At 61.7% G+C, this 10450-nt stretch carries 7 protein-coding genes; 5 read left to right on the top strand and 2 right to left on the bottom strand.

Features of this window, described 5'->3' with window-relative positions; all coding sequences use genetic code 11:
* The first annotated feature begins 127 nt into the window (after nucleotides 1-127).
* From ACVTFQ_RS04155 to ACVTFQ_RS04145, 3 genes are all read left to right on the top strand, one after another.
* Nucleotides 128-1420, top strand: a complete 1293-nt coding sequence (locus tag ACVTFQ_RS04155) for an Hsp70 family protein (protein WP_111561045.1) — start codon at nucleotides 128-130, stop codon at nucleotides 1418-1420.
* A gap of 59 nt (nucleotides 1421-1479) precedes the next feature.
* Nucleotides 1480-2361 (top strand): uracil-DNA glycosylase, encoded by an 882-nt coding sequence (locus ACVTFQ_RS04150; protein WP_111561044.1) that lies wholly within the window; start codon nucleotides 1480-1482, stop codon nucleotides 2359-2361.
* Nucleotides 2362-2542: 181 nt separating this feature from the next.
* Entirely contained in the window at nucleotides 2543-2692 is a 150-nt protein-coding gene (locus ACVTFQ_RS04145; RefSeq protein WP_018898858.1) for a hypothetical protein, read from the top strand.
* 187 nt (nucleotides 2693-2879) lie between these two features.
* Here the strand turns inward: ACVTFQ_RS04145 and ACVTFQ_RS04140 are convergent, their stop codons facing one another.
* Nucleotides 2880-3746 (bottom strand): hypothetical protein, encoded by an 867-nt coding sequence (locus tag ACVTFQ_RS04140; protein ID WP_111561043.1) that lies wholly within the window; start codon nucleotides 3744-3746, stop codon nucleotides 2880-2882.
* Nucleotides 3747-3968: 222 nt separating this feature from the next.
* The gene (locus ACVTFQ_RS04135) at nucleotides 3969-4901 is read right to left on the bottom strand and encodes a DMT family transporter (protein ID WP_181459183.1); all 933 of its coding nucleotides are present in this window, start codon (nucleotides 4899-4901) and stop codon (nucleotides 3969-3971) included.
* A gap of 353 nt (nucleotides 4902-5254) precedes the next feature.
* On the opposite strand from ACVTFQ_RS04135, the gene pepN reads away from it, so the two are divergent.
* Both pepN and ACVTFQ_RS04125 read left to right on the top strand, forming a co-directional pair.
* A complete protein-coding gene (gene pepN / locus ACVTFQ_RS04130; protein WP_111561041.1) occupies nucleotides 5255-7903 on the top strand; it encodes an aminopeptidase N in 2649 nt (882 codons plus the stop codon).
* A 180-nt stretch (nucleotides 7904-8083) separates the two neighbouring features.
* Nucleotides 8084-10405, top strand: coding sequence for a PAS domain-containing sensor histidine kinase (locus ACVTFQ_RS04125; RefSeq protein WP_047513585.1), 2322 nt, complete (start codon nucleotides 8084-8086; stop codon nucleotides 10403-10405).
* Nucleotides 10406-10450: the final 45 nt, after the last annotated feature.

The following is a 10450-nucleotide window of genomic DNA, read 5'->3' as shown; positions in this document are numbered from 1 at the left end:
CTTCCGCGTCTTGAATAAGACGAACCGCTGTGGCATCACGCGCCCTCTTGAATTTGGGCGTCCCTTGGCGCCCCGGCGGAGCATTTGCTCCAGTCTCCAGCAACGATCGACATTGAGAGGTGCGAGCATGGCTCAAGCGCTAGGTTTGGACTTTGGCACGACCAACACCGTACTTGCCACCGCAGACGGCAAGACCACGCATTCCATGGGCTTCACCAGCTCGGCGGGTGAAAGCGACAGCATGCGCACGGCGCTGTCCTTCATGAAGGATGGCAAGCTCGGCGCTTCGGCGCTGAAGGTCGAGGCAGGCCATGCGGCGATCCGCCAGTTCATCGACAATCCCGGCGATTGTCGCTTCCTGCAGTCGATCAAGACATTCGCCGCCAGCGCGCTCTTCCAGGGCACGCTGATCTACGCCAAGCGCCACAGCTTCGAGGACCTGATGGAGGTCTTCATCCGCCGCCTCAGCAATTATGCGGGCAGCAACTGGCCATCGGACGTGACGCGCATCGTCACCGGCCGGCCGGTGCACTTCGCCGGCGCGAGCCCCGATCCGGTGCTGGCGACGCAGCGCTACAACGAGGCTCTGTCGCGCTTCGGCTTCCCGGAGGTGCACTATGTCTATGAGCCGGTGGCGGCCGCTTTTTACTTCGCGCAGAACCTGAAAAGCGATGCAACGGTGCTGGTCGCCGACTTTGGCGGCGGCACGACCGACTATTCGCTGATCCGCTTCGAGACCGTCGCCGGCCAGCTGAAGGCCACGCCGATCGGTCATTCCGGTGTCGGCATCGCCGGTGATCACTTCGACGCGCGCATCATCGAAAACGTCGTGGCGCCTGAGATCGGCAAGGGGAGTCATTTCAAGAGCTTCGACAAGATCCTTGAAGTGCCGACCAACTACTACTCCAGCTTCAGCCGCTGGAACCAGCTATCGATCTTCAAGACCTCGCGCGAATATGAGGACCTGAAGAAGCTTGTCCGGACGGCGCTTGAGCCGGAGAAGCTGGAGCTCTTCATCGATCTCGTCGACCACGACGAAGGCTATCCGCTCTACCAGGCGGTGTCCGCCACGAAAATGGCGCTGTCGGCCTCTGAGGAAGCCGAGTTCAACTTCTCGCCGCTCGGCCGCGCCGGAAAGCGCATGGTGGCCCGCGCCGATTTCGAGAGCTGGATTTCGGACGATCTCGCGCGCATCGAAGGCGCGCTCGACGATGTGCTCGAAAAGACCAATACGGAAGCGGGCACGATCGACAAGGTCTTCCTCACCGGCGGCACCTCTTTCGTTCCGGCGGTGCGTCGCATCTTCACCGAGCGCTTCGACACGGATCGTATCGAGACCGGCGGCGAGATGCTCTCGATCGCGCACGGCCTGGCGCTGATCGGCGAACGCGACGATATCGCGCAATGGACGGTGCAATAGGCCGGGATGTGGCGGCTGCGCACTTTCATTGAGGCCTCAGCTTCGGTAATGTCGCGCCCATGATCTCCGTCAACGACCTCTCTCCAGGCGAACTCGCAGCCCTTCTGCATTTCCATGCGGATGCCGGCGTCGAGTGGCTGCTGGAAGACGAGGCCGTCGATCGCTTCGCCGAATTCGAGGCGATGAAGGCGGCGCGCCGCAGCGCCGCCCCTGCCCCGCAGGCGGAGGCGAGAGAGACGGCTTCCCGTGCACCAGCGGCTTCCGCACAGCGCAGTGCGCCCCAGCCTGAGCGGTCGGCGCAGCGGCCGCAGCCGGCCATCCCCGACGGCGAGGCGATCCAGCAGGCGCGGTTTGCCGCCGAAAGCGCGCGGTCTCTCGCGGAGCTGAAGACCGCGCTCGAAGCCTTTAACGGCTGCAATCTCAAGCACAGCGCGCGCTCGACGATCTTTGCCAGTGGAGATGCTGCGAGCGGCATCATGCTGATCGGCTCGGCGCCGGGCGCGGAGGACGATCGCGAGGGGCAGCCTTTCGCCGGGCGTCCCGGCCAGCTGCTGGACAAGATGCTGGCCGCGATCGGGCTTGATCGCGCGGGTATCCTCTTGACCCAGGTCATTCCGTGGCGCCCGCCGGGCAACCGCGTCGCCTCGCCCGCCGAGATGGATATCTGCCGTCCCTTCATCGAGCGGCAGATCGCGCTTGCCGAGCCGAAAGTGATTCTCCTGCTCGGGAATTTCGCGGCTCGAGTGTTTTTTGGCGAAGGCGACACCATTCACGGCTTGCGTGGCCAATGGCGTGAAATTGCCGCAGGTGACCGCGTCGTCCCGGCCATCGCGACGCTGCATCCGCAGGACCTGTTGACGGCGCCGGTCAATAAGCGCTTGGCCTGGAACGATTTATTGGCTTTTCAGGCGAAACTGACAGAAATCAATTCTGCCTCCTAAATAACCAACATTGACAGATTTGCGACGATACCCATGCGCAAAACGCATGCCTGCCGCGTATTCCTATGCCTTGTGAAATCTATTGTGCGCTGCAATATTAGCGTTGTGTCTTGGGAGGAATCACTAAGGAACCAAGGCAATGAGCAACACTCGTCGTCCTACACACTGCAGATTTGAAACATTGAGAAACGCAAACAGCAACGGCCGCACCACGCAGAGCTACTGCCGCACCGGCTTCGCCACCAACGAGCAGATGATCGCTCGTGGCACTGGCGCGAGTGGTCGCATCGTGCGCCCCGCTGCCATCTTCGCGGATTTCCAGCAGTATTGATCGCAGGGCACGGCCATTCGCCGTCCCTGCCGCTTATCGGCTTATTCTCATGACGACCCGTCTCATCTCACTTCTCTGCAAGATCGACGCCATCGAGCATATCCGCGCAGCCGTATGCGCCGCGGAAGCCTACGATCGCGAATCCTGACGCGTCGCCATCGGCGCACGCCAGAGCGGCCGCAGCGGCCTACCTCTCTCCCGATATCTCGCTTGCCGCGTGAAACGCCTGATCAACATAGGCAAACTTGATCGCCTGCCACTGGCAGTATTCCTCGACGAACGCGCGCGATATCCATAGCGACGGCTTCTTCATATCGATGTCCCACCCCATGCAGCCATCCTGCGCCGCCTTGGCGAAGAGGCGCTGCATATGCGTGCGCGATATCATGAAGTCGGCTGCCAGCGCCCTGCTGTCGATCGGCCCGACGAAGAAGCGGTCGGGATGCTGCTCTTCCGGGTCGATCCTCGACATCAGATAATCGACGATAAGGCCGCCGGCGTCGTTCCACATAAACATGGCAACCCGCTCCGGCGGCTCACGCCAGGCCTTATCGCGCAGGCAATCACGCGCGATGCGCGGCTGCATCAGCCCTATCCACTGAGGGTTTGCCTCAAAGCGCTCCGCCCTATCGCCGTCGTCGAGGACGTCGAGCGCGAGCAGGTTGGACCAGACCCAGCTGACCATTGCCTGCTGCGCGATTTCGGCCACCTCGTAGCGACGCGGCCGCTTGCGCTCTTCGCCCGGAACACAGGTGATGAACCTGTAGGTCGCAAGTTCATCGATATAGCTGCGGATGGTGTTGCGGCTCGCGGCCTTGAAAGCAGTGATCTCGGTCGTCAGCGCCGTAGCAGTTAGCCCGGACGTTGGATCGCCATCGACGCGCTCCATGCTGAGCGCATAGGCGACTTGTGTAAGAAGCCACCGCTGGTGCGATGCGAGCAAGCGCGCAAGCCTTGGGCCGGCATCGAACATGTTGCGCATGCGGCTTGCGTGAAATCGAATACCCAAAATAAACTTGGGGTCGGCGATCAAGTCTGCGGCACTAAACGGCATTGGTCTCCCGGACGGCACTCGACTTGCCCATGCACAAGCTCAACAATGCGAAGCCGTCACTTATTCTCAACATCATGACATATAAATAAATGAAAATTGTTCATGTTCACAAAGCATGCGCAATCGCCCCGCGCTACCCTCAAATTTTGTAGGGACGAGCGCGCGACATCAAAAATGCATGAATTTTGCGACACTTAGCCGCACCATTTCGTGAGAATCGCGTTACGGGGAACTGGCTTTCCGCGCAGCCGCCCGCTCAAGCTCCAGCTGATGCTCGCGGTAGATAATGAAAATGCCAGCAGAGACGATGACGGCGGTTCCGATCAGCATGCTCGTGGTCGGGATATCATCGAACACGAAGTAAGCGAGCACACTTCCCAAGACGATCGATGTGTATTCGAATGGCGCGATCGTCGAGACATCCGCATGACGATAGCTTTCCGTGAGCAGGATCTGCGCGATACCGCCGCAGAAGCCGGCGGAGATCAGATAGAGTTGCGGCGCGAGATCAAGCAGATCCCAGCCGAAGGGTACAGTGAATAGCGAAAACACCGAGGCCGTGATCGAGAAATAGAGCACGATCGTCGAGGTCTTCTCTTCTTCCACCAGCTTTCTCACCTGGATCATCGCCAGACCGCCGAGAACGGATGCCAGGAGCACCGTAACGGCGCCGATTGCCTGCGCCGTCTCCACGCCGCCATCACGAAAGAGTGTAAGCTTCGGCCAGGACACGATCGCCACACCGATCAGGCCGACAAACACCGCGCTCCAGCGATAGACGCGCACCGTCTCGCCAAGAAGCAGCGCGGCGAAGATCACCGCGATCAGCGGCAAGGCATAGCCGAGCGCGATCGCCTCGGGCAGCGGCAGGTGCAGCAGACCATAAAAGCCCAGGCCCATCGAAATGATGCCAAGCGTGCCGCGTTTGAGATGACCGACAGGATTGGCAGTGTAGAACGATGCCTTCAACTGTCCGCGATAGGCCAGAAACGCCATGATCGGGAACAGGGCGAAAAACGACCTGTAAAAGGTCACCTGGCCGGGCTGGATGCCGGCGCCCGCAAGCTTGATGAAGGTCTGCATCGCCAGAAAGAAGACGACGGAGGCGACTTTGCACGCGATACCTCGCATCGGGTTTTCGAATACCGGCCGCATGTCAGAAACTCGCGAATTCACCAATTGAACGTCGGGGGATCGCACCGGATTCGATGCATGCTCACTTTGACAGGGTTTCTGCTAAAGAACAGGTGAAAACGCCACATGCGCGAATTTGGTCGTCTTTTTCGCCCAGACCATCCCATTCAGCGCCCAAATCGCCCCATACGAAGCGGATCATAGCGTCGGAGAATGCACCTCAAGTATCTCCAGCACTGGCGGCGCTAAAACCCCGCGAAACTGCCTCTGGCTTTAGCTTTAGTTCAGACTTTAGTGTAATTATACCAATCAAATTTTACGGCAGAGCGCCCACTCTGTTTGCGAAGCATTGTCTAAAGGTCTCAGGGAATATCATGCGCACAGATACCGGCCAGGTCATCAATCTGGCAGATTACCGCCCCACCGATTTCGTACTCGAGCGCGTGGATCTGACGTTTGAACTGGACCCGACCGCGACCAAGGTAGATGCCCGCCTGATCTTCCACCGCCGCAAGGGCGCCGATCCGAAGGCGCCGCTCATTCTCGACGGTGACGAACTCGCTCTGTCCGGCCTGCTCTTCGACCAGGCGGAAATGAAGCCCAGCCAGTATACGGCAACGCCTGACAGCCTGACGATCCGCAACCTGCCGAAATCCAAGCCCTTCGAGCTGACGATCACCACGATCATCAATCCGGAGGCCAACACCAAGCTGATGGGCCTTTACCGCACCAACGGCGTCTACTGCACCCAGTGCGAGGCCGAAGGCTTCCGCCGCATCACTTACTTCCCCGATCGCCCGGATGTTCTGGCGCCCTATACCATCACCATCATCGGCGACAAGGCCGCCAACCCGGTCATGCTGTCCAACGGCAACTTCCTCGGCGGCGCCGGTTATGACGAAGGCCGCGCCTTCGCCGCCTGGTTCGATCCGCATCCGAAGCCGAGCTATCTCTTCGCGCTGGTCGCCGGCGATCTTGGTGTCGTCGAAGACAAGTTCGTCACCATGTCGGAGCGCGAGGTCACGCTGAAGATCTACGTCGAGCATGGCAAAGAAGCGCGCGCTGCCTACGCCATGGATGCGCTGAAGCGCTCGATGAAATGGGACGAGGAGCGGTTCGGCCGCGAATACGATCTCGACATCTTCATGATCGTCGCCGTGTCGGACTTCAACATGGGCGCCATGGAGAACAAGGGCCTCAACGTCTTCAACGACAAATACGTGCTGGCCGATCCGGAGACCGCGACCGACCAGGACTACGCCAACATCGAAGCGATCATCGCCCACGAATACTTCCACAACTGGACCGGCAACCGCATCACCTGCCGCGACTGGTTCCAGCTTTGCCTGAAGGAAGGCCTGACTGTTTATCGCGACCACGAATTCTCGGCCGACATGCGCTCGCGCCCGGTCAAGCGCATCGCCGAAGTGCGCCATCTGAAGTCCGAGCAGTTCCCCGAGGATGGCGGTCCGCTGGCGCATCCGGTGCGTCCGACCACCTATCGCGAAATCAACAACTTCTACACGACGACGGTCTACGAGAAGGGCAGCGAAGTCACGCGCATGATCGCGACGCTGCTCGGCAAGGACCTGTTCAAGAAGGGCATGGATCTCTATTTCGATCGCCATGACGGCCAGGCCGTCACGATCGAGGATTTCGTCAAGTGCTTCGAGGATGCCAGCGGACGCGACATGACGCAGTTCTCGCTTTGGTATCACCAGGCCGGCACGCCGCTCGTCACCGCATCCGGCAGCTATGATGCTGGCGCCAAGAGCTTCACGCTGTCGCTTGAGCAGATGGTTCCGGCAACGCCTGGGCAGACAGACAAGAAGCCGATGCACATTCCGCTCAGCATCGCGCTCTTTGCCGAAGGCGGCACGCCGCTCGAACCCTCCTCGGTCGATGGCGCCGAGTATGGTGACAACGTGCTGCATCTGACCGAGCGCAGCCAGCAGGCTACCTTCAAGGGCATCGGCTCGCGGCCGATCGTATCGATCAACCGCAGCTTCTCGGCGCCGATCAACCTGCATTTCGATCAGTCGCCCACGGATCTGGCGCTTCTCGCCCGCTTCGAGACCGATCACTTCGCGCGCTGGCAGGCGCTGACCGATCTCGCACTGCCGACGCTCCTTGCAGCCGCCCGCGATGCGCGTGACGGCAAGCCGGTCGTTGCCTCGAAGGATTTCGTCGAGGCCCTGCTTGCGGCAGCCGCCGACGAGACGCTGGAGCCCGCCTTCCGCGCCCAGGCGCTGGCGCTCCCGAGCGAATCCGACATCGCCCGCGAACTTGGCGGCAACAACGACCCCGATGCCATCCACGCCGGCCGCTCCGCCGTGCTGCAGCAGGTTGCCGACGCAGGAAAGAGCGTCTTCGCCGCACTCTACGACAGCATGACCACGCCAGGCGATTTCAGCCCCGACGCCAAGAGCGCCGGTCGCCGTGCGCTCCGCAACAGCGCGCTCACCTATCTGTCCTACGCCGAGAATACGCCTGATCGCGCCAAGGCCGCCTTCGATGCCGCCAACAACATGACGGATCTGATGCAGGCGTTGACGATCCTCGCGCACCGCTTCCCCGACAGCAGCGAGGCGGCCGCAGCACTCTCCACGTTCCATGACCGCTTTGCCGGAAACGCTCTTGTTATCGACAAGTGGTTCTCCGTCCAGGCGACCATTCCGGGCGCAAAGGCGCTCGATCGGGTGCTGAAGCTGATGGACAATCCGCAGTTCAAGCGCACCAACCCCAACCGCGTGCGCGCGCTGGTCGGCACGTTTGCCTTCGGCAACCCGACCGGCTTCGGACGCGCGGATGGAGAGGGCTATCGCTTCCTCGCCCGCGAGATCCTCGACATCGACATACGCAACCCACAGTTGGCGGCGCGCATCCTTACTTCGATGCGCTCCTGGCGCTCGCTGGAACCCGCAAGAGCCGAGCATGCACGCAAGGCGCTGACCGAGATCGCCGAAGCACCGGCTCTCTCCACCGACGTTCGCGACATCGTCGAGCGCACCCTCAAGGGGTGATTTGCGACACGAGGCGGCCGAGCCTGTCGAAGCCGCCTCCCACGCATGCTGGAAAAATCAGCACTTAGAATCGGTTAACAGATTTTTACCTTTTCCTCTGGACAAGGCGAATCACCAATGATTCATTGAGTCAGGTTCGGGCGAGCGGCGCAGCGAATCACGAGGGACAAGGCTCAGAAAATGATGAACGTGCGGCGGGCAACCGTGGCCGAAGGACGGCTGCGTGTCGATTTCGAGAGCTTCCGCGCCTGGCGTGAAAGCTTCACCGGCAAGGCTACCGCGACCTCGCGACCATCCTCTACCCGAAATTACACGCATGCCGAGGCCGTGTTGAAGCGCGCCATTCCTATCCTTATCGTTGCATTTCTGACGGTTGTTGCAGCCTCGCATTTCTTTGGCATGCTCTCCGAGCACGACCGCATGCAGGCCGCCGCCCGCCACTCCACGGCACTCGCAGCCGCCACCGCCGCCGCAGCCTTCGCCGACTCCGCGGCGATCTTCGACAGCGGCAACGCCACCGAAGGCCAGGCCCGCCTCGCACGCTTCTTGCCTCAGGACCGGCTCGACGACGACGCCTTCGTCCTCCTCGTGCAGTCGAGCGGCAAGGTGTTCGCGGCGTCCGCTGCCGGTGCGGCCTATGTCGGCGCCGGTATCGGCGATTTCTTCTCCGAGGTCTCCGCGATCCGCCGCTTCGGCGACCGGGCGGGCGTGATTGAGACCACCATCGCCGGCCGACCGCACTACGCGCAGATCACGCTCATCGGCGACAGCGGCGGCTATGTGGTCGCGGCAACCTCGCTCGACCGGATCAGCCAGCTGTGGCGCGAGGAGTTGACGCTCAACGTCACGCTGTTTGCCGGCATTTCCTCGATCCTCCTGGTCATCCTCTACGCCTACTACATGCAGGTGCGCCGCGCCCGCCATGCCGACGAGATCTTCGTCGAGTCCAACCAACGGGTCGAAACAGCTCTGTCGCGTGGCCGCTGCGGCCTTTGGGATTTCGATTTCGATCGCCGCGAATTCTTCTGGTCGCGCTCAATGTACCAGATGCTCGGCCTTCCAGGCGGCGACGGCAATATGTGCTTCGGCGACGCAGCGCGTCTGATGCACCCTGATGACAGCGGCATTTACGAGATCGCCCGCTCGGTCGCACGCGGCGACGCCGAGCAGATCGACCAGATCTTCCGCATGCGCCACGCCGCCGGCCATTACGTCTGGATGCGCGCCCGCGCACAGGTCATCCGCACCAATGCGGGCCAGGTCCACATGATCGGCATCGCCATGGACGTGACCGAGCAGCACCGTCTCGCACAACGCTACGCCGAAGCCGACCAGCGGTTGGCGGACGCGATCGAGAGCACGTCGGAAGCCTTCGTGCTGTGGGACAAGAACGACCGACTGGTGATGTGCAACACGCACTTCCAGCAAGCCTACGGCCTTCCCGACAGCGTGCTGGTGCCGGGCACCGAGCGCGCCGCGGTCAATGCCGCCGCCGCCCGTCCCGTCATCGAGCGCCGGATCGCCGACGCCCATGGCAACGGCTACTCGCGGACCAGCGAAGTGCAGCTTGCCGACGAACGCTGGCTGCAGATCAACGAGCGGCGCACCCGCGACGGCGGCATGGTTTCCGTCGGCACCGACATCACGCTTCTGAAGCGCAACCAGGAGCGCCTGCGCGATTCCGAACGCCGCCTGATGGCGACGATCGGCGACCTCTCCTCTTCCCGCCAGACGCTGGAACGGCAGAAATCGGCGCTGTCGCTGGCGAACGCCAATTATCTCTCGGAGAAGGAACGGGCCGAGGCCGCCAACAAGGCGAAGTCGGAATTCCTCGCCAACATGTCCCATGAGCTGCGCACGCCGCTCAACGCCATCCTCGGCTTCTCCGAAATCCTGCAGGACGAAATGTTCGGTCCGCTCGGCTCGGCGAAGTACGACGAATATGCCCGCGACATCCATCACAGCGGCCGTCACCTGCTCAACGTCATCAACGACATTCTCGACATGTCGAAGATCGAAGCCGGCCACATGAAGCTTCAGTGCGAGACGATCGACCTCGCGCCGCTCATCGAGGAAAGCCTGCGCTTCACCGCGATCCCGGCCAGCGAAAAGCGCATCGAGATCCAACAGCGCATCTGCGATGGCATGACGCTCAATGCCGATCGCCGCGCGATGAAACAGATCCTGCTCAACCTGCTGTCCAACGCCGTGAAATTCACCGACGAAGGCGGCCGGATCGCGGTGCGCACCCGTCGCACATCGGTCGGCGTCATGCTCACGATCGCCGATACCGGCATCGGCATTCCCACGACCGCGCTCAGCAAGATCGGCCAACCCTTCGAACAGGTCCAGAACCAGTATGCCAAGAGCAAGGGCGGCTCCGGTCTCGGCCTCGCCATTTCCCGCTCGCTGACGACGCTGCACGGTGGCCGCATGAAGATCCGCTCACGCGAGGCGATCGGAACGGTGATTTCGCTGCTGATCCCGGACAGCGCTGCATAAAGCTTCGCATGTCGGCGCCGCAAAACCGCTACACACTTTTGCGCG

The sequence above is a fragment of the Rhizobium sp. O111 genome (assembly GCF_055616315.1).
This window is presented reverse-complemented; position numbering and strand designations above follow the sequence as displayed.

Bases quoted from the DNA above. Each gene is read 5' to 3' on its own strand.
- ACVTFQ_RS04155 (WP_111561045.1), top strand. From the start codon at position 128: ATGGCTCAAGCGCTAGGTTTGGACTTTGGCACGACCAACACCGTACTT.
- ACVTFQ_RS04150 (WP_111561044.1), top strand. From the start codon at position 1,480: ATGATCTCCGTCAACGACCTCTCTCCAGGCGAACTCGCAGCCCTTCTG.
- ACVTFQ_RS04140 (WP_111561043.1), bottom strand. From the start codon at position 3,746: ATGCCGTTTAGTGCCGCAGACTTGATCGCCGACCCCAAGTTTATTTTG.
- ACVTFQ_RS04135 (WP_181459183.1), bottom strand. From the start codon at position 4,901: ATGCGGCCGGTATTCGAAAACCCGATGCGAGGTATCGCGTGCAAAGTC.
- pepN (WP_111561041.1), top strand. From the start codon at position 5,255: ATGCGCACAGATACCGGCCAGGTCATCAATCTGGCAGATTACCGCCCC.
- ACVTFQ_RS04125 (WP_047513585.1), top strand. From the start codon at position 8,084: ATGATGAACGTGCGGCGGGCAACCGTGGCCGAAGGACGGCTGCGTGTC.